The sequence below is a fragment of the Corallococcus sp. M7 genome (assembly GCF_054512695.1).
In genome coordinates this window covers 3,571,276-3,590,240 of record NZ_CM137252.1, presented here as the reverse complement: position 1 = coordinate 3,590,240, position 18,965 = coordinate 3,571,276, and the positions used below count along the sequence as shown (strand labels likewise).

The 18,965-nt window shown below is 70.3% G+C and carries 14 protein-coding genes; 4 read left to right on the top strand and 10 right to left on the bottom strand.

Translation table 11 applies throughout. From position 1 onward, the window contains the following. Positions 1 to 75: 75 nt before the first annotated feature. Entirely contained in the window at positions 76 to 2,295 is a 2,220-nt protein-coding gene (locus tag ACX114_RS14605; RefSeq protein ID WP_459298589.1) for a RelA/SpoT family protein, read from the bottom strand. Between the two features lie 160 nt (positions 2,296 to 2,455). On the opposite strand from ACX114_RS14605, the gene ACX114_RS14600 reads away from it, so the two are divergent. Beyond that, positions 2,456 to 3,643: an FHA domain-containing protein gene (locus ACX114_RS14600; RefSeq protein ID WP_459298587.1), complete on the top strand. Its 1,188-nt coding sequence runs from the start codon at positions 2,456 to 2,458 to the stop codon at positions 3,641 to 3,643. Between the two features lie 49 nt (positions 3,644 to 3,692). Here ACX114_RS14600 and ACX114_RS14595 read toward each other — a convergent pair whose 3' ends face one another. Next, positions 3,693 to 5,381: a protein kinase domain-containing protein gene (locus ACX114_RS14595; protein WP_459298585.1), complete on the bottom strand. Its 1,689-nt coding sequence runs from the start codon at positions 5,379 to 5,381 to the stop codon at positions 3,693 to 3,695. A 112-nt stretch (positions 5,382 to 5,493) separates the two neighbouring features. Between ACX114_RS14595 and ACX114_RS14590 the strand changes: the two genes are divergently transcribed. Continuing rightward, positions 5,494 to 6,261 (top strand): FHA domain-containing protein, encoded by a 768-nt coding sequence (locus ACX114_RS14590; protein ID WP_459298583.1) that lies wholly within the window; start codon positions 5,494 to 5,496, stop codon positions 6,259 to 6,261. Positions 6,262 to 6,333: 72 nt separating this feature from the next. Here the strand turns inward: ACX114_RS14590 and ACX114_RS14585 are convergent, their stop codons facing one another. After that, positions 6,334 to 6,696 (bottom strand): TraR/DksA family transcriptional regulator, encoded by a 363-nt coding sequence (locus tag ACX114_RS14585; protein ID WP_014395767.1) that lies wholly within the window; start codon positions 6,694 to 6,696, stop codon positions 6,334 to 6,336. Positions 6,697 to 6,822: 126 nt separating this feature from the next. Here ACX114_RS14585 and ACX114_RS14580 point away from each other — a divergent pair, with 126 nt between their 5' ends. After that, a complete protein-coding gene (locus tag ACX114_RS14580) occupies positions 6,823 to 7,704 on the top strand; it encodes a DNA integrity scanning protein DisA nucleotide-binding domain protein (RefSeq protein WP_120617570.1) in 882 nt (293 codons plus the stop codon). 15 nt (positions 7,705 to 7,719) lie between these two features. Here ACX114_RS14580 and ACX114_RS14575 read toward each other — a convergent pair whose 3' ends face one another. From ACX114_RS14575 to dnaK, 6 genes are all read right to left on the bottom strand, one after another. Continuing rightward, a complete protein-coding gene (locus ACX114_RS14575; protein WP_459298580.1) occupies positions 7,720 to 8,289 on the bottom strand; it encodes a PspA/IM30 family protein in 570 nt (189 codons plus the stop codon). Between the two features lie 17 nt (positions 8,290 to 8,306). Beyond that, entirely contained in the window at positions 8,307 to 10,589 is a 2,283-nt protein-coding gene (locus tag ACX114_RS14570) for a vWA domain-containing protein (protein WP_459298578.1), read from the bottom strand. Positions 10,590 to 10,624: 35 nt separating this feature from the next. Next, positions 10,625 to 13,156 (bottom strand): AAA family ATPase, encoded by a 2,532-nt coding sequence (locus ACX114_RS14565; RefSeq protein WP_459298576.1) that lies wholly within the window; start codon positions 13,154 to 13,156, stop codon positions 10,625 to 10,627. Positions 13,157 to 13,210: 54 nt separating this feature from the next. Then, complete coding sequence (locus ACX114_RS14560; protein WP_459298574.1) at positions 13,211 to 13,618, bottom strand: thiol-disulfide oxidoreductase DCC family protein; 408 nt, start codon at positions 13,616 to 13,618, stop codon at positions 13,211 to 13,213. Positions 13,619 to 13,646: 28 nt separating this feature from the next. Then, complete coding sequence (locus tag ACX114_RS14555; RefSeq protein ID WP_459298572.1) at positions 13,647 to 14,504, bottom strand: hypothetical protein; 858 nt, start codon at positions 14,502 to 14,504, stop codon at positions 13,647 to 13,649. Between the two features lie 218 nt (positions 14,505 to 14,722). Next, positions 14,723 to 16,636: a molecular chaperone DnaK gene (dnaK, locus tag ACX114_RS14550; protein ID WP_459298570.1), complete on the bottom strand. Its 1,914-nt coding sequence runs from the start codon at positions 16,634 to 16,636 to the stop codon at positions 14,723 to 14,725. Positions 16,637 to 17,041: 405 nt separating this feature from the next. On the opposite strand from dnaK, the gene ACX114_RS14545 reads away from it, so the two are divergent. Beyond that, the gene (locus ACX114_RS14545) at positions 17,042 to 18,130 is read left to right on the top strand and encodes a diacylglycerol/lipid kinase family protein (protein WP_459298568.1); all 1,089 of its coding nucleotides are present in this window, start codon (positions 17,042 to 17,044) and stop codon (positions 18,128 to 18,130) included. Positions 18,131 to 18,196: 66 nt separating this feature from the next. Here the strand turns inward: ACX114_RS14545 and ACX114_RS14540 are convergent, their stop codons facing one another. Next, positions 18,197 to 18,958, bottom strand: coding sequence for an SAM-dependent methyltransferase (locus tag ACX114_RS14540; protein WP_459298566.1), 762 nt, complete (start codon positions 18,956 to 18,958; stop codon positions 18,197 to 18,199). Positions 18,959 to 18,965: the final 7 nt, after the last annotated feature.

Sequence of the window (18,965 nt, the reverse complement as noted above, 5' to 3'; positions counted from 1 at the left end):
CACCTCGCGTTGAGGCGGCCCTCCCAAAGGGGACGAGGGCCGCGGGTCCGCCGCGGGCTGTAGCACAGGACAGGGCTAGATTCGCTCGACGGAGTAGACGCCCGTCAACCGCTCGATGGAGCGCATCAGGTCCGTCAGCTGCTTGAGGTCGGAGATGGTGACCTCGAAGGTGTTGACGGCCCGGTCATCGCCGGTGGCCCGGCAGTTCGCCTGGGAGATGTTGACGCTCTTCTTGGAGAACGTGTTGGTGATGTCCGCCAGCAGGCCCGGCCGGTCCGCCGTCAGCACGCGCAGGGTGACGGGCCGCTTGAAGTCGCCCTTCACGTCCCAGGACACGTCCACGCGCCGCTCGGGGTCCGTGGCCAGGGCCTTCTCACACCCCACCGTGTGCACCGTCACACCCCGGCCCCGGGTGATGAACCCCGCGATGGGGTCCCCGGGAACGGGGTTGCAACAGCGCCCGAAGCGCACCAGCACGTCATCCACGCCGCCAATCTGGACGCCGCTGCGGCTGTTGCGCCCCACCAGCCGCTTGGCCAGGTCCGTCATGCGCGACAGGCCCGGCAGCATGGAGGCGTTCGCCCCCGAGCCGTTGCCCGTCCCGCCGGCGTCCGAAGGCCGCGGCGGCGGCTCCGCCTGCGCCAGCTTCTCCTGCGGAACGATGCGCTGCACCAGCTGCTGCGGCGTCACCTTGCCGTAGCCGATGGCGACCAGCATGTCGTCCTCGACGCGGAAGCCCAGCTCCTCGGCGACCTTCTTCACCTCGCCGGAGCGCATCAGCTTGTTGAAGTTGAGCTGGAAGCGCTTGAACTCGCGGTCCACCAGCTCGCGGCCCAGCTGCAGGCTCTTGTCGCGCTGCTGCTGCTTGATGAAGCCGCGGATGCGCTGCTGCGCGCGGCTCGTCTTGACGAAGGTGAGCCAGTCCTTGGACGGGTGCGCCTGCGGGCTGGTGAGCACCTCCACCGTGTCGCCGTTCTTCAGCTTGTAGCGCAGGGGAACAATCTTGCCGTTCACCTTGGCGCCCACGCACCGGCCGCCCACGTCGCTGTGGATGGCGTACGCGAAGTCCACCGGCGTCGCGCCGCGCGGCAGGCTTCGCACGTCGCCCTTGGGCGTGAAGACGAAAACTTCGTCGGTGAAGAGGTCCACCTTCACCGTCTCCAGGAACTCCTTGGGGTCCTTGAGGTCCTGCTGCCACTCCATCAACTGGCGCAGCCAGGCGAACTTCTCGTCGTCCTTGGAGATGGGCGCGCGGCCTTCCTTGTAGGCCCAGTGCGCGGCGATGCCCTCTTCGGCGATCTTGTGCATCTCCGCGGTGCGGATCTGCACCTCCACGCGCTCGCTCAACGGACCAATCACCGTGGTGTGCAGGGACTGGTACATGTTGGGCTTCGGGATGGCGATGAAGTCCTTGAAGCGCCCGGGCACCGGCTTCCACATCTGGTGCACCATGCCCAGCGCCTCGTAGCAGGAGGGCACCGACGGCGCGATGATGCGGAACGCGATGATGTCGTGGATCTGATCGAAGTCGATGCCCTGCGACTTGATCTTCTTCCAGATGCTGTAGACGTGCTTGAAGCGCCCGCTGACGTCGCCCTTGAGGCCGCGCTCCTGGAGCTTCTCGCGCATCAGGTCGCAGGTGTCCTCGATGTACTTCTCGCGCTCTTTCTTGCGCTTGTTGAGCTGCTCCTCCAGCGCGAAGAACTCCTGCGGCTTCACGTAGCGGAAGGACAGGTCCTCCAGCTCCGTCTTGATCCAGGAGATGCCCAGGCGGTTGGCCAGGGGCGCGTAGATGTCCAGCGTCTCCTGTCCGATGCGGGCCTGCTTCTCCTCGGACATGTGATCCAGCGTCCGCATGTTGTGCGTGCGGTCCGCCAGCTTCACGAGGATGACGCGGATGTCCTGCGCCATCGCGATGATCATCTTGCGGAAGTTCTCCGCCTGCTTCTCCTCCTGGGAGAGCGTCGCGGACGCGGAGAACTTGGACAGCTTCGTCACGCCGTCCACCAGCTGGGCGACCTCCGGCCCGAAGAGCTCCGTGAGCTCCTCCGCAGTGGCGAGCGTGTCCTCGATGGTGTCGTGGAGCAGGCCGGTGACGATGGACGCCTCGTCCAGCTTCAGCTCCGCCAGGATGCCCGCCACCTCCAGCGGGTGGATGAGGTAGGGCTCTCCCGACTTGCGGAGCTGCCCTTGATGGACCTTGGCCGAGTAGACGTACGCCTTCTTGATGATGTCCAGGTCGGGGTCCGGGTGGTACGACGCAACCCGCTGCAGGATGTCGTTCAGGCGAATCATCGAGGCGGTGACAATCGTAACTGCCTCAAACAGCAGGGGCAACGTTACCCTGGAACATCGCATGCCCCGCCGGGTCGTTGGAGGCCCGGGCGCCTTGGAGATGGGTCCGAGGCTTTCGTTGACCCGGCGTTTCACGCCCCCCTAGATTGGCCCTCTGCCCATGTCTCAGCTTCTGCTGTCCGCGCTCCCGGTGGTCTGCCCGAATTGTGACGGCTTCAACCCGCCACGCTCGGCCACCTGCGTGCTGTGCGGCCAGGCGATGGAAGAGGCCGCTCCGGCCCCCCGTCCGGCGGCCACGACCCCGCCCCGGCCGGCGACGCCGCCCCCGGCTGGCACGGGCCCTGGCCGCCCCGCCGCCGTCTCGAGCTTCACGCGCCCGGGCGAGCCCCTCACCCCGCCCACACCGCCTCCGCCGCCCAGCGCCGTGCCGCCCGGGCTCAAGCCCTCCGCGCGCACTCCGCCGCCCACCGCCGCCCAGGGGCTGATGGTGGAGGCCCGCCGGGCCGCGGCGCCGCCCGTGGGGACGCCGCCTCCGCCCCGCGCGGGCTACGGGCCGGCCCTGCCGCCCGCGAACACCCGCCCGCCTCCGCCCGTGCCGGACAACGCCCTGCCCCCTCGCGGCGGCACGGGGGCCACGGCGCCGGTTCCGGCCGGCACGCCCCCGGCGACGACGGGCGCCACCGCACGCCCCGCCCCGGTGGCATCGCGCTTCGGGCTGGCGGTCATCGCCGGGACGACGCGCGGCCAGCGCTACAAGCTGCCGGTGACGGGCTGCGTGGTGGGCCGCCAGCGCGGCGCCATCCTCTTCCCGGACGACGTCTACGTGTCGCCGCTGCACGCCACCTTCCTCGTGAAGGACGGCGCCCTCTTCGTGCGCGACGAGTCGAGCGCGTCAGGCGTCTACGTCACCTTCGCCGGCACGGAGCCGCTGGCGCCGCGCGCCCTCTTCAGCGCCGGCCAGCGGCTGTTCCGCTTCACCGGCCGCGTGGAGTCCCCCGCGCCCGTGGCGGGCCGCCCCACCCCGTATGGCTCGCCCGTGCCGCTCGGCCAGGCGCTCTACGGCGTGGAGGAGGTCCACATGGGCGGCAGGGCGGGCCGCGCGGTGGTGACAGCCGCCGCACTGCTCACCATCGGACAGGCCCACTGCGACCTGGCGTACCCGAATGACGAGGGGCTCGCCGGCCGGCACTGCGAACTGAGCCCCACGGCGACGGGCGCGATGCTGCGCGACCTCTCCGGCGGCCTGGGCACCTTCGTGCGCATCCCGCCCGCGACGGAGCGCCCCCTGCGTCCGGGCGACCGCGTCCGCCTGGGTCAGCACGTCATGCAGGTGGAGACGCTGGGCTGACGGGAAGCGGCCCGCCCCACGGGAGCGGGCCGGGCGCTACCGGCGGCACTCAGGGCGACGAGGGCCGCGCCACCGGGCTGCCGAGCCGGACCTCGATGTACGCGCGCGCACGCGAGTCGGGCATGTCGGTCAGGTGGCGCACCCACCAGCCGCGGGCCTCGTCCGTGTTGTCGCGCTGCCAGTACAGCTCGCCCAGCTTGAGGGCCAGCTCCGCTTCCGGGTTGAAATTGAAGGCTTCCTTGTAGCTGGAGGTCGCGCGGACCAGCTCCCCGGCCATCACGTCGCGGTCCCCGTCCTGCGTCAGCTTGCGCGCCTTGTCCACGTTGCGCGCGTTGCTGGGGATCTGCCGCAGGTAGTCCGGCTGATCCGAACCGGAGGTGAGCAGGCGGGGCGCGTTGGGCGGCGCCACGTACTGGTTCCCCTCGGAGCCGCTGCCCGCGCCAATGCCGAAGTAGTAGACGAAGAAGCCCACCGCCCCTAGCACCAGCACGGTGGTGAGCGCCTTGAAGAAGAGGATGATGCCCTCTCCGCCACTGGAGACAGGCGCGACCACGGAGGTCTGGGTGCCCTCGGGCGCGATCGTGGACTCTTCCGAGACCGGCGTACGCGAATGCGAGTGGGGCAGGCCCTGCACGGTGGCTTCCACCGTCACGTCGTTCCAGGCCGTGTTGTTCCGGGCGCTGTTGTGCGCGGCCTGGGACTTGCGCGGGATGGGGGCCAGCACGCCCGAGGCCTGCGGACGGCGCCCGCCCGTGTCATTGGCACTGGAGGCAGCGCCCCCGCGGCGGCGCTCCTTGTCGACCGCGAGCAGCTCCGTCTTGAAGGCCGCGGCGTTGGCCGGCCGGTCGTCCGGGTCCTTGGACAGGACGCGGAGGATGAGCCGCTCCATGCCCGGGGAGATGCGCGCGTCCGGGCGGCGGCGCGTGGGCGGAGGTGGCTCCTCGGTGAGGTGCTTGGTGGCGAAGCCCACCGCCGAGTCGGACTCGAAGGGGAGCAGGCCCGTCATCAGCTGGTAGAGGATGACGCCCACCGCGTACAGGTCCGAGCGGTGGTCGAGCACCGCGCCCCGCGCCTGCTCCGGCGACATGTACTCGGGGGTGCCGCACACGAAGCCCGCGCGCGTGAGGGCCGGGCCCTCGTCCTGCGAGTCGGTGATCTTCGCAATGCCGAAGTCCAGCACCTTCACGAAGTCCGGCTCGTTGCGGCGCTGCTCCACCATGATGTTCTCGGGCTTCAGGTCCCGGTGGATGACGCCCGCGCCGTGCGCGTCCGACAGCGCGCTCAAAATCTGGAGGGCGATGCGCACCACGCGCGCCTCGCCCAGCGGCCACTCGCGGCTGAGGATCTGATGCAGGTCCTGCCCGGCCACGTACTCCATCGCGATGAAGAGCGCGCCGTCGTCCGCCTGACCGAAGTCCAGCACGCTGATGGAGTTGGGGTGATTCAAGCGGCTGGCGGCCTTGGCCTCGCGCTGGAAGCGCGCGACGGTGCGCTCGTCCGACAGCAGCGTGTGGCGCAGCACCTTCAGCACCACCACCTTGTCCAGCGCGAGCTGACGGGCGCGGTACACCTTGCCCATGCCGCCCTCGCCGATGAGGGCTTCCACCCGGTACTTGGCGGCAATCGTCTTGCCCACGTATTCGTCGCCGCCATCCGCCGAGCGCAGGAGCGTCGCGCCGCAGGCGGGGCAGTAACGGGAGGAGTCTTCGGCGTCGGCGCCGCAGGAAGGGCAGTACACGTCAGCGTCCAGTCAGTGGGGCCGGGACTTCACCATGCCCCTCGGGTGGGGAGCAAGCTGTGCGCTGTCGGGCCCCCCAACGCGGCGCGGGCCTGCTAGAAGGGACGCTCGCATGGACGCCGTGGAATATTGCCCCCGCTGTGACACCGAGAATTCCCGGGATGCCACTGTCTGCCGAGCTTGCGGCTCGGCGCTGCGCTCCGGAACCATGGTGATGGCCGTGGCGCACGTCTCGTCGCGCCCGCAGGTGTCCATCCGCGTGGTGCGAGCGGACGGAGGCCCCGAGGCGCTCGTGCGCATGCAGCGCGACACCCTCACCTGCGGCCAGCAGGCGGACATCGCGCTCAACGACGACCCCTTCATCATGCCCGTGCAGGCGCGCTTCTTCTTCTCCGGCGCCCGGCTCGCCATCGAGGACGTGGGCGGCGCCAACGGCGTCTTCGTGCGCCTGCGCAATGAGCGCGAGCTGCCCGCCGGCGGAGAGCTGCGCCTGGGCCGGCAGCGTCTGGTGCTGGAGCCCATCCCCGCCGCGGCGCTGGGGCCCGGCGGCACGCAGGTGTGGGGCTCGCCGGATCCCGGCTACCGGCTGCGGCTCATCCAGTTGCTGGAGGGCGGCCTGCGCGGCGCGGCCTACCCGCTCAAGGACGGCGACAACCTGCTGGGTCGTGAGCAGGGCGACATCGCCTTCCCCACGGACGGCTTCGTGTCCGGGCGGCATGCACTGCTACAGGTCAGGGGGGACCGGCTGATGGTGCGGGACGTGGGCTCGTCCAACGGCACCTTCATCCGCTTGGCGGGGCCGACCTTCGTCGACAACGGCGACCACTTCCTCATCGGCCGTCAGCTGCTGCGGGTGGAGATCCAGCCCGCGGCGGCCTGAAGCGACGGTCCTTCACTCAAGCGAAGCCAAGGACCGCACGGGAGCACCGTGCGGCCCCTGGGAAGCCACGGCTCAGCCGTAGGACTTCTCCTTCTTCTCCTGCTCTTCCTTGCAGCGGATGCAGAGCGTCGTCACCGGACGCGCATCCAGGCGCTTGGGGGAGATGTCCTCCTCGCAGCGCTCGCAGATGCCGAAGGTGCCGTCTTCCACGCGCTTGAGGGCGCCATCGATCTTCTGCAGGAGGAACTTCTCGCGGTCCCGCAGACGGAAGACCATGGACTGGGTGTACTCGGAGGCGGCCTGGTCGATTTCGTCAGGCAGGTCGTCCGTGTCGAAGGACGATTCCTCCACCAGGGTCTTCTTCGCGCTTTCGAGCAGGCTCGCTTTGCTGTCCTCGAGCATCTTCTTGTAACGCTTGAGATCTTTCTGGTTCACAGCCTGCGGCTCCGTTGGACGGGTAGAGGGGGCCTGCCCCCGAAAAAAAGGGCCCGAAAGCTTTATTCATGCAGCTGCCAGTGTCAAGCTGACCTGCTACAAAACGAAGGGTGCATGAGGGGCGCCTTGAGCGACAACACGAAGTTCGATCGGGAATTCATGCGCTCGGCGCTCTCCCTGGCCGCCAAGAGCGAGGTCGACCACTTCCTCTACATCTGCGACACGCCCATTGCGCCGGAGGACCTCCGGGGTAAGCCCGCGCGCAAGAAGCTGGTGTACGCGGTGACGATGGACAAGCTGGCGCAGGAGCTTCTGCACAAGAAGGTCCGCGCGCTCGTCATCCCCGCGTACGACTACTCCCGCACGGAGCGGGTGAAGGTGGCGCTCGTGTCCGCGCTGTCCCAGGGCGCGTTCAAGGAAGGCGACCTCGTCCTCTGCATGACGGGCAAGGTGGGCCGCGCGCCGGACACGCTGATGCAGATGCGCATCGGCGGGTCGCTGGACGACCGTCTCGCCATCGAGGGCGTGAAGCTGGGCGAGGAGTTCAACTCGCAGGTGGTGGACGCGCTCATCCAACTGGCGCTGCAGATTGGCCAGGAGGGCTTCGAGGGTCATCCCATCGGGACCATCATCACGATTGGTGACCACACGAGCGTGCTGGAGAAGAGCCGGCAGCTCACCATCAACCCGTTCCAGGGCCTGTCGGAGTCCGAGCGCAACGTGCTGGACCCGAAGATCCGCGACGCCATCAAGAACTTCTCCGTGCTGGATGGCGCGTTCGTCATCCGCGAGGACGGCGTGGTGCTGTCCGCCGGCCGCTACCTGTCCTCCAACGACGACACGGTGAAGATTCCCCTGGGCCTGGGCGCGCGTCACGCGGCCTCCGCGGGCATCACGTCCACCACGCACTGCATCGCGCTCACGGTGAGCCAGACGTCCGGCGCGGTGCGGCTCTTCAAGGGCGGCAACATCGTGCTGGAGCTGCACCAGACGGCGCGGCGGACCTGAAGAAGCGCCCTCCCCCTACTTCACACGCTCGGGCGCCGCGTGGGGCGGGTGCTCCTCGCGGTAGATGTCCGCCAGGGCGTGCGCCTTCTCCACCTCGTCGCGCGCTGCTTCCAACGCCATCACCCGGTCGAAGCGCTCCACCTGCTCGCGCAGCGCTTCCGTGACGACACCGCCCGCGGCCATGCGCGCGGAGGCGCTCTCCCGCTCGATGCGCAGGTCCGCCACGCGCTCGCCCAGCTCGCCGGCCGCGCCCAGGAGCAGCTCCGAGTCCCGCTCCGCGCGCCGCAGCGATTCCCGAGTGGATTCGAGCAGGCGTTCGGTCTGCACGCGGTCGCGCTCCAGCACGCCCACGCCCTTCGCGTCGCCCCGGTCATGCGCCGTCTGCCGCCGTCCGGCGATGTCGCCCAGGCGGGCCGTGTAGCGCGTCACTCCGCGGGAGAGCTCGCCCTTGAGGGCCAGCAGCGTGGCGGCGGACTTGCGCACCTCGGCCGCCTGGCGCTCCAGGTCCTCGATGAGCCGGTCGAACGTGGCCAACGGGTCCACGGGCGCTGGAGGCGTCTTCTTGCGTTTGAGGAAGCCGAACATGGCGCGTGCCCTGAAGCCTACCCGAACGGGCGGCAGAGCAACTGCACCCGTTCCAACGCCTCCGTCACCGGACGCCCGCCGCCGGACAGCACGGCCAGGTAGCGCGCGGGCGTGAGTCCGTAGACGGACAGCAGGTGCTGCAGGAGCACCACGCTCTCCGTCGCGCGGCGGTCCGCGGAGGCGAGCGACGCGGCCTCGCCCACCGCCTCCAGGATGTCCGTCACCCGCGCCACGAGCTCCGCCCCGGGCGCCTCCGGCACGGGGGACGCCGCGGGCTTGGAGGGAAAGAGCGCGTCGAAGGAGGCCTCCACGGCCACGCCCGCCCCGGGCGCGCGGCCCGCCGCCACCGCCTCCAGCGCGTCCAGGTGCGGGGCCAGGGCCTCCAGTGCCTCCAGCGAGGCCGGCACGTCGCGAGGCAACAGCGTGCGCCAGGGCGTGTCGAACTCCGTGCGCGCCCAGCGAATCTCCTCGTCGGAGAGCGGGTGATAGAAGGCGCGGCCTCCGGCGGCGCGCTGCTCCAGCACCAGGGACTTGAGGTCCGGGTTCTCCTCGCCCAGCGAGATGAAGCTCAGCGCGATGTCCAGGGCGCCCATGGGCGCGCGCGTGCGGCGGATGAGGTCCAGGTCCACGCGGTCCTCGCCGTCGGTGATGAGCACCACCGTGGCGCGCGCGAGGTACGGGTCGCGCCCCTGCGCGGCGCGGATGGAGTCGAAGGCGGACAGCAGGGCCAGCGAGATGTCCGTCTGCCCCTCCGCGGGCGAGTCCCGGAAGAGCTTCTCAATCTGCCGGGTCGCCTCCGCGGCGGTGTCCACGCGGGCCAGCTCCGTGGGCACGTCGTTGAAGAAGCTGAAGTAGAGCGGGTCGAAGTTCTCTCCGCGCCGCGCCTTCACGCGCAGGTTGTTGAGCTCCGCGATGATCAGCGCGTCCCGGAAACGCGCCCGAGCGCCGTGCATGGAGCCGGAGGCGTCACAGACGTAGACGCGCACGGCGGTGCGCTTCACCTTGCGCGGCTTGGGGGGCGGCGCGTCGTCCAGGTACGTGCGCACGAGCTGCCGGTGTCCCGCGAGGTCCTGGAGCAGGCGCCGAGGATCCGTGATGACGAAGTGGTGGACCTCATCCAGGCTACCCGTCGTGTCGAACGACATCGTCTGGGTCGGATAGGGCACCTGCCGCGGAACGGCCCGCACGGAAGCGGCGTCCTTCTCGATGATCTCCTCCGACAGCGCGTCCTCCACGTCGAAGAAGCGCGCGCACCCCGCCGCCAGGTCGAACGTCGCCAGTTGTTCCGGCTTCAGTGAGAACGCCAGGTCCGCGAGCTGCTCGTCCGGCGCGTCTTCCGCTTCGCGCCCGGAGTCCGCCTCGGCATCCGCCTCTCCCAGCCACTGGAGGCGTGTGCCCGCCTCCGCCTCCTCCACCATCCGCGTCAGCCGGGACTCGGGAGGAAGCAGCGGTGTCAGCGCGCGCCGCGCCGCCGAGGCCAGCTCCGCGTCACCCGCTTCGATGGCGCGCTCGTAGAGGCCCTGCAACGAACGGTAGGCCCCCCGGGGATCCTTCTGCGCCGTCTCCCGCACGCCGCGCACCAGCGCCTCCAGGGAGCGCGTGGGCGGCACCTCGCGCACCCGCTCGCGAGCCTCCGCCACGTCGTTGCGCAGCGCCATGCTCCGCGCGCGGTCCGCGTCCGTGGTGCCCAGGCGCAGCAGCATCTCGTGGGCCAAATCCAGGTCGCGCCGCTTCTGCACCAGGTCGATGACGTTGTCCCGCGCGCGAGCGGCCAGCAGCTCCGCGACGGCCAGTCGCGCATTCGCCGGCGGCCGCTCCCGGGTCGTTCCAGCGGGACGTTCGAAGATCTCGAACGGCGCGTCCTCACCGGCCTGCGCTTCCAGCGGACGGCTGAAGAGATCGGCCACCTTCACCGCGCGGGCCAGCCGCACGAAGCCGCGGTCCAGCGCGGTGAGCGCCCCCGAAGGCATCTCCCCGGAGCGGTGCGCCTTCTCCACGAGGCGCAGGCACTCCTCGTACTCCTCCAGGGCCTGGTTCGCGCGCGTCGCGAGCCCCTGCGCGAGCGCCCCCGCCCTGCCCCGCTGGGTGCCCAACGCGAGCAACAGCCGGGCATCCGCGGCGGTGTGGATGCCCACGCGATCCAGCTCGCGGTCGAGCGCCACGAGCACCGGCAGGCCCAGGTCCTCCGGCCCCTTCAGCTTGCGGCCGAAGGGCCAGGACCACGCGCCACCACGGGCCGCCACGGGCTGCCGGAGCGCATCCAGGCGCTGCCGCAGGGGAGTGAGCCGACGCGCCAGCACGACTCAGCGCCGCCTTCCGAACAGGGCCCCCGCGCTCACGGCGCGGTCCGCCGCTCCAGCACCTGCCGGCTGAAGCGCCCGAAGTCCTCGTCGATGCCGCGAAGCTGGGTGGACAGCTTGCGCGCGCTCTCTCCCAATTCACCCGGGAGCGTCTCCAGCATGCCCAGCGTGGCCTTGAGCCGCACCAGTTCGCCCTCCTTGAGCGCGAGCTGGGGGAAGCGGCTGCGCACCAGCCGCTCGAAGGTGCGCTCCGCGTCGGCCCGGCCGTTGAGCGCCTCCGGCGCGGGCAGCGCGGACAGCAACTGGGTCAGCCAGCTGCGCAGGTACTTGATGCGCGACTGGAGGAAGGACAGCTCCGCCTCGGCCACCGCCGCGCGGACCGTGTCGGAGAGGAACGCGGAGGCGGATGGGGGACGCGCCGCCATCAACTGGCCGTCCAGGCCCACGAGCGCGGTCAGCTCACCGTCGGGGACCTGCGCGGACAGCTCACCCCGGTAGTAGGTGTACGCGTCGCCGTTGAGCACGGCGTTGGGGGCCGGAGGCGGGCTGGCCACCTCACGAGACAGCACGCGGGCATGCTCCCGGAGGCGGTTCTCCATCAGGTCGCGGCACTCGGCGAGCACCGGCTCCGCCGTCACGCCCTCGCGGCGCAGGTTCTCCGCCACCGCCTGCACCGCGCGGCCGTACTGCTCGATGCGCTCGAACGGGGTCGCGCCCAGCACCTCGCGCGCGTACGCCACGCTCAGCGGCCGGAGCAGCTCCTGCTTCAACCCCGCCTGGGACGGATCCAACGCCGTCAGGGCGTTCTCCAACTGGGTGAGCCGCCGCGAGTCCGCGGACAGCGCATCCAGCGGATCCTTGCGGCCCCGGGGCGCCTGCGCGGGGAACGCCGCCGACACGCGGCGACGGAGCGCGGCCACCACCCGGCGGCGCGTGTCCTTGTCCGCGTCACGCAGCCGCTCGTGGAGGGAGGGCACCGCCTCGCTGAGCATCGCCGCCAGCGAGCCCATCACGCCCAGCTCCTCCTCCAGGTTCTCCGCGAGCCCGACCAGCCACTCCATCTTGACGCTGTCCTCGAACGCGAGCCCCTCCGCCGCGGACGCGCTCATCTCCAGCGCCTGCTCCAGGAACCGCGCGGCTGACTCACACAGCGCGGGGTAGCCCGGCTTCAGCTCCGGCACCGCCCGGCTCAGCTCCAGGACGTCGCGGATGGCGATGAGCAACGCCACGCCGCCGCGCCCCTCCCCCTGCCCCGCCGTCATGCCCCGCGACAGCCGCTGCTCCAGCGCGGCCACCAGCGCACGCGCCGCCACCAGCAGCGGCGCCCGGTTCTGGCCGTGACGCGGCCCGGGCACCAGCTTGCCCAGCACGCCGCGCGCGGTGGTGGACACCACGCCCGCCTGCCAGTTGCGGCTCAGGCCCTCTGCGGCGTTCACATCGTCCGCGGCCGCGAGCGTCGTCGCCTCGCGCTCCACGCCGCCGCCCAGCTCCTGGCGCACCTTGCCCAGCACCTCGTCGAAGGTGCGCTGCTCCAGCCGGACGATCTCCAACTGCGCCCGCTCGCGAGGGTCCACCGCAGCCTTGAGCAGCGCGTCCGCCTCCGCCGCGGGCGGACCGCCCAGGAGGAAGAACCAGCGCAGCGCGTCCAGGTCCTCGACGGTCGCCTCGAGCGGCCGGTCCGGACGGCGGTAGATCTGATCGCGCACCACCGCCGCCTTCAGCGTCCAGAGCGCCTTCACCACCGAGCGCTGGGAGAAGTACTTCGTGGGCACGTAGTCCGGCAGCTTCGACACCTGCGCCACGAGCGCGCGCTCCAGCGCGTCCGTGAGCATCTCCACACCCTCCAGCACGTGGCCGGGCACCTTCACCTGGGCCACCGCGTCCTGGAGCAGATCCAACTGCTGGAGCGTCAGCGTGGCGCGCAGGTCCGGCCGCGTCCCGTGCACGAAGCGGTGCAGCATGGCGGCCCGGCTCTCCCGCCGGGCGAAGGCCTTGGGCACGAAGCTGATGAAGCTCAACCGGTCCGCGAACGCCAGGAGCAGCTCCGGCGAGCGCGCGAGCACCTCCGTGAGGTACCGGTTGCTCGTCATCACCACGCACTCGGTGCGGCCGGTCGTCACCTTGCGGCCGTGCTTCAGCTCCCGCTCGTACATCACGTTGAGGATGGAGCGCAGCAGCATGTCCCGGCCGTCGAAGACCTCGTCCAGGAACGCGTGCACCGCGCCCAGCATGCCCTCGTCGGTGAGGTACTCGGTGCGCCCTGTCTCCGTGAGCACCTTGAAGTCCACCGGACCGATGAGGTCCGTCTGCAGCGTCGTCTCCGCGATCTGCTTGGAGAACAGCGACGGCAGGCCGGACACCTCGTCGGTGATGCGCCCCAGGACGGCGCTGGCGACCGCGCTCTTCGCCGTCCCGGGCGGCCCCACCACCAGCACGTGCTCGCGGCAGAGCAGCGCCAGCTCAATCTGCGTGAACAGCGTTTCCCGCTCCAGGTACGTCTCCCGCAGCTCCCCGAAGAAGCGGCGAAAGGACTGGGCGGCCTGCAGGTTGGGAGGAGGCGAAGTCACGAAGGGGCCAGAGGAGGATGCGGGGAAGGCCGCATGCTACCCGCGCCCCTCCCCCTATTTGAAGTGCACCGCGCACGCCCCGTCGGGGCAGTTGCGTCCCGCGATGCGGAAGCGGTAGCGGGCCACCACCCCATACACCGCGTCCGCCAGCTGCCGCAGTCCGGGGACGTAGTACACGTAGAGCAGCCGCCCCAATGGCCGCCGGCCCAGCGCGCGGACAATGGCCTCCGCGCCCTCCAGGACCTGGCCATCCGCCTGGATGAGCTGCATGGCCTTCTCGCAGCGCTCGAAGCTCACCCCCGGGAAGGCATCCAGGACGCCCTCGTCCCGGAAGGAGAGCAGCTGCGTGCCCTGTCCGCCCACCAGCTTGCGCATCTCTCGCGCGGCGCCGCTGCACACACGGCAGTGGCTGTCGTAGAGCACCACGTCATGGCCCGGCGGTGTCGTCTGGAGCGTCGTCATGGGTCACCCCCCTCTTACACCCAGTATGTCAACGCGGCTTGAGCATCTCATGCAGTTGTCCGTGCACGCTGCGCCAGATGTCGTGCTGCCGTTCAATAGGATCCATCAGTGCCATGCCCACCGACGTCGCCGGGGAGCTGCCCTGGAAGGCCGAGTACTGTCGGATGCGCGTACCGCCGCTGCCATCGTCGTCGAAGACGAACTGGTTGGTGCCGCGCAGCGGGTGTCCGTCCAGGGTGGTGATGTGGACGACGCGCTCCGTCTCGTTGAGCTTCACGGTGATGGGCGCCCACACCGGCGGCGGCCCCTGCTCCTCCAGGAACAGCCGGGCGCCGTCCGTCAGCGCGCTCACGGCCGGCCGCAGCGAGATGCCCGCCGCGCCGAAGAGCAGCTCCGGATTGCTCACGAAGGCCTCGAAGGCGTCCCTCGCGGACACGCCGGGGATGGTGCTGGTGTAGTCGGTGAGCGCCGTGGGAGCGCCCGCGATGGGCGGGCTCGGGTCCAGGTGCCCCAACTGCGTGCGCGCGTAGCGGTCCATCGCGGGGCCCTTGTCCAGCGTCACGCTGACGGCGGCGGCATTCGTCTGCTCCAGGAGCCGCGCCCCCTGCTTCAGCTGCTCCTGGAAGGACCCCGTGGGCTTCGGCGGGAACGCGCCCCCCACGCCGAAGTCGAAGCCGTTGCCCTCCCGCGCCCGGGGCGCCACCTGCGGCGCCCGCGTGGGAGGCGTGGCCGGCGCGCCGGTCCCCCGAAACACCTCCACGGAGTTGGCCGGAGCGGCCGACGTCCGTGAAGGCGTCTCCGTGCGCGAAGCCAGGGGAAGCGATGCGCCCTCGGGCGCGACAAGGTCGGGGAGGACGCCGGACACCAGGGAGTCGATGCGGGACATGGAGGGACACCTTCGGGGTGGACTGCGAGGAACCCACCCGCCCCTTGCAGTGCCTTCGCCATGCGTCCCCGCGTGAATTCGCGGGGTTGCTCCCGGCCCTCATCCCGCGTCCGGAACACCCGTCCACCGTCGCGGAGAAAAGAAGAAGGCCGGCGCCCCGCGTGGGAGCACCGGCCTTCGGACTTCAGCCTCCGCCGGATGGCGGGAGGCTCAAGGCATCAAGACTGGCGGAACTCGGCGTCCACCACGTCGTCCTTCGCGGACGGCTGGGCGCTGGAGCCCGGAGCCGCGGAAGGCTCGGCGCCCGGAGGAGGCGTGGCGCCCGGCGCGCCGCCGGTGGCCCGGTACATCTCCTCGGCCGCCTTGTAGCTGGCCTGCTGGAGCTTATCGAGGGCCGCCTTGATGGCGTCCTTGTCCTGCCCCTCGCGGACGCGGTTCAGCTCCGCGACACCCTCCTCGATGGCCTTCGCCACGTCGGGGGTGAGCTTGTCCTTGTTCTCCTTGATCATCTTCTCCGCGGCGTAGGCCTGGCTCTCCGCCTGGTTCTTCACCTCCACCAGTTCGCGGCGCGCCTTGTCCGCGGCCTCGTTGCTGCGCGCGTCGTCGACCATCTTGGTCACTTCGTCCTTCGACAGACCGGACGAGTGGCTGATGGTGACCTTCTGCTCCTTGCCGGTCGCCTTGTCCTTGGCGCTGACGTTGAGGATGCCGTTCGCGTCGATGTCGAACGTCACTTCAATCTGCGGCACGCCGCGCGGCGCAGGGGGCATGCCGGTCAGGTGGAAGCGGCCGAGGCTGCGGTTGTCGCCCGCCATCTCGCGCTCACCCTGCAGCACGTGGATCTCCACCTGCGTCTGGCCATCCGCCGCCGTGGAGAAGGTCTCCGACTTGCGCGTGGGGATGGTCGTGTTGCGCTCGATGAGCTTCGTCATCACGCCGCCCAGCGTCTCCACGCCCAGCGACAGCGGCGTCACGTCCAGCAGGAGGATGTCCTTCACCTCGCCGCCGAGCACGCCCGCCTGCACCGCGGCGCCCAGCGCCACGACCTCATCGGGGTTCACGGAGCGGTTCGGCTCCTTGCCGAACAGCTTCTTCACCGCCTCCTGCACCATGGGGATGCGCGTGGTGCCGCCCACCAGGACGATCTCGTTGAGGTCCTTGGGGTCCAGCCCCGCGTCCTTGAGGCACTTGCGGCACGGCTCCAGCGAACGCTCCACCAGCGGGCCAATCATCTGCTCGAACTTGGCGCGCGTGAGCTTCACGTTCAGGTGCTTCGGACCAGATGCGTCCGCCGTGAGGAACGGCAGGTTGATCTCCGTCTGCGTCGCGCTGGACAGCTCGATCTTGGCCTTCTCCGCCGCCTCCTTCAGGCGCTGGATGACCATCTTGTCCTTGCTGACGTCGAGCCCGGTGTCCTTCTTGAACTCGCTAATCAGCCAGTTCATGATCTCCAGGTCGATGTTGTCGCCGCCCAGGTGCGTGTCGCCGTTGGTCGCGAGCACGTCCACCACGTTCTCGCCCACCTCCAGGATGGACACGTCGAAGGTGCCGCCGCCGAAGTCGTAGACGGCGATCTTCTCGTCCTTCTTCTTGTCCATGCCGTACGCGAGCGCCGCCGCGGTCGGCTCGTTCACGATGCGCTTCACCGTCAGACCGGCGATCTCACCGGCATCCTTGGTGGCCTGGCGCTGGGCGTCGTTGAAGTACGCCGGGACGGTGATGACCGCCTCCGTCACCTTCTCACCCAGGTAGTTCTCCGCGGCGCGCTTGAGCTTCAGCAGCACCTGCGCGCTGATCTCCGGCGCGCTGTACTGCTTGCCGGCGATGTCCACGCGCGCGTCGCCGTTGGGGCCACGGCCCACCTTGTAGGGGACGAGCTTGGCTTCCTCGGTCGTCTCCTCGAAACGGCGGCCCATGAAGCGCTTCACCGAGTAGACGGTCTGCTCCGGGTTGGTGATGGCCTGGCGCTTCGCCACCTGACCGACCAGGCGCTCCCCGTCCTTCGTGAACGCGACCACCGAAGGCGTGGTGGGGGCTCCCTCTTCGTTGACGATGACCTTGGGCTCGCGACCCTCCATGATCGCCACCACGCTGTTCGTGGTGCCCAGGTCGATTCCGATAATCTTGCCCACGGTTCCCATCCTCTGGAAATGACTGCGTTTTTCCTACGAAATCCCGATGTAAGCCCAACGTAACCACCCCCCCCGGCGTGTCAAACGCGAGGACGGGTTTCCCCGTAGGCCCGGGCACCCAGCGCAAAGGTGATGACGCCCGCTGCGTAGCGCAGTGCGCAGGCCCGGCCGCCCGCATGTCACCGGAACGCCATCCACGCGCCACGGGTGCGTAACGCGCTCTACACTGCCGTCACCCCGCGGTAGCAACCGAGCGGGCATTTTGGACACCAGCGGACCGTTCAACCCCTCGGAATCACTTCAACGCGCTCGGCTGACACCGCGCGTCAGGGGTTGGCGAGAAAAGTGCACAGTCCAAACCGCGTCATCGCTGTCATACCGCTCCCCGCCCCTTTGGAGTCGTCCATGCTGGTTCAGCCCCTGCGTTCCACGGACTTCCGCCGCTCCCCCGCGGCGCTCCCGTCCGCCGAACCGAAGGTCGCGGTGCTGCTGAACGCGAACGCCCGCAAGGTGGACGCCCGGGTCGTCAAGCTGCTGTCGCACGTGGTGCCGGAGGAGGACCTGTTCCTGTCGCGCTCGCCGCTGGACGCGCGGCGCATCGCGCAGACGGTGTTGGAGCGGGGCTACCCCACCGTCTTCACCGGCGGCGGCGACGGCACCTTCATGGGCTTCGTCAACGAGGTGCTGCAGCAGGTGGGCCCGCGCGGGAAGTTCGCCGGCCAGGCCGCGCCGCGCTTCGGCATCCTCAAGCTGGGCACGGGCAACGGCATCGCGGCGTTCGTCAACGCGTCCAGCACCCGGGGCGACGGCATCCTCAACGACGTGGTGCGCGCCCGCGCGGCGGAGTTCCCCGGCGTGCGCACCATGGACCTGGTGCAGGTGGACGGCCAGCGCGCGCCCTTCGCGGGCCTGGGCGTGGATGGCAAGGTGCTCAACGACTACATCTCCGTGAAGGAGTCGCTGGGCAAGGGCATGTTCAAGCGGGTCATGTCCGGCGGTGGCGGCTACTTCTCCGCGGTGGCCTTCAAGACGGTGCCGCACTACCTCACCAGCTCCGTGCTGGTGGAGTGCGAGGTCGTCAACGGCGCGTCGGAGGCCTACCGCCTGGGCGCGGAGGGCCAGACCGTGGGCGCGCCGCTGGCGCCGGGCGCGGTGCTCTTCCGGGGCAAGCTGATGATGGCCGCCGCGGGCACCATGCCCTTCTACGGCTACGGCTTCCGCATGTTCCCCCACGCGAATGACCGCCGGGGCTTCCTGCAGCTGCGCCTGGGCCAGGTGTCGCCCACGCAGGTGCTGGCCAACCTCCCGCGCCTCTGGAATGGCCGCTGGGCTCCGGAAGGCCTGCACGACTTCCACGCCCGCGAGGTCACCATCCGCTTCGCGCGCCCCATGCCCTTCCAGGTCGGCGGCGACGCGGCCGGCTACCGCGAGCAGGTCACGCTGTCCGTGGCGCCCGAGTCCATCGAGCTGCTCGACTTCAACGGCGTGCAGTAGTCCCCTGGCGGTTGAAGGGCCCGGAGTCCTCGGGCCCTCCCCCACGCAGCAAGCCTCCGACAGACTTCAGCCGCGGTCGCGCGACGCCGGGGGCTTCTCACCCGGCTCCTTGCGACGGCCCACGGCGAACGCGTAGCTGACGCCCGGCCGCTGGTTGTGCTCGCGGTGCAGGGCCAGCTCCTCGCGGAAGGTGGCGCTCTCCGCAGAGGCGCCTTCCGGCAGGTGCGCCTCCATGTCCTTGTAGAGCGCGTCCAGCTCCGTGTCGTGCAGCGACTCCACGGACTCCGGCTCGAAGCCGGCGGTCTCCAGCGCCTGGAGCAGCTCGCGCGGCAACAGCAGCGGCGCGCCCAGGCGCTTCTCCCAGAAGTCCAGCACGGGCTTGGGCGTGAAGCGGCCCACCTTCGCCGGGAAGGTGAAGCCCACGCGGCCGCGCTTGCCCAAGAGCGGGCGGAACACGCGCAGCGCCATGTCCAGCGGGTAGTGCACGCGCCCCGGCACGAGGATGCCGTGGAAGGGGCCGTCCAGCATGCCCAGCGCGTCCGGCGCCACGCGGCGGACTTCGATGCGATCCGACAGGCCCTGGGTGCGCACGCGCTCGCGGACGGGGGATACCAGGGCCTCGTCCGTGTCCACGGCCACCACGGAGCACTTGAGCTCCTGGGCCAGCAGCACGGCGGCGCTGCCCTCCGGACCACAGCCGAGCACCAGCACGCGGGAGCCCTGCTCGAGCTGGGCCACCTTGGCGAAGCGGCGCGTGGCGTCGTCGGATCCGAACGCGCGCTGCGCCCCCGGCGGGTGGTACAGCGGGAAGTGCTCGGCGGGACTCATTCCACCC

Bases quoted from the DNA above. Each gene is read 5' to 3' on its own strand.
- ACX114_RS14605 (WP_459298589.1), bottom strand. From the start codon at position 2,295: ATGATTCGCCTGAACGACATCCTGCAGCGGGTTGCGTCGTACCACCCG.
- ACX114_RS14600 (WP_459298587.1), top strand. From the start codon at position 2,456: ATGTCTCAGCTTCTGCTGTCCGCGCTCCCGGTGGTCTGCCCGAATTGT.
- ACX114_RS14590 (WP_459298583.1), top strand. From the start codon at position 5,494: ATGGACGCCGTGGAATATTGCCCCCGCTGTGACACCGAGAATTCCCGG.
- ACX114_RS14575 (WP_459298580.1), bottom strand. From the start codon at position 8,289: ATGTTCGGCTTCCTCAAACGCAAGAAGACGCCTCCAGCGCCCGTGGAC.
- ACX114_RS14560 (WP_459298574.1), bottom strand. From the start codon at position 13,618: ATGACGACGCTCCAGACGACACCGCCGGGCCATGACGTGGTGCTCTAC.
- ACX114_RS14555 (WP_459298572.1), bottom strand. From the start codon at position 14,504: ATGTCCCGCATCGACTCCCTGGTGTCCGGCGTCCTCCCCGACCTTGTC.
- ACX114_RS14545 (WP_459298568.1), top strand. From the start codon at position 17,042: ATGCTGGTTCAGCCCCTGCGTTCCACGGACTTCCGCCGCTCCCCCGCG.
- ACX114_RS14540 (WP_459298566.1), bottom strand. From the start codon at position 18,958: ATGAGTCCCGCCGAGCACTTCCCGCTGTACCACCCGCCGGGGGCGCAG.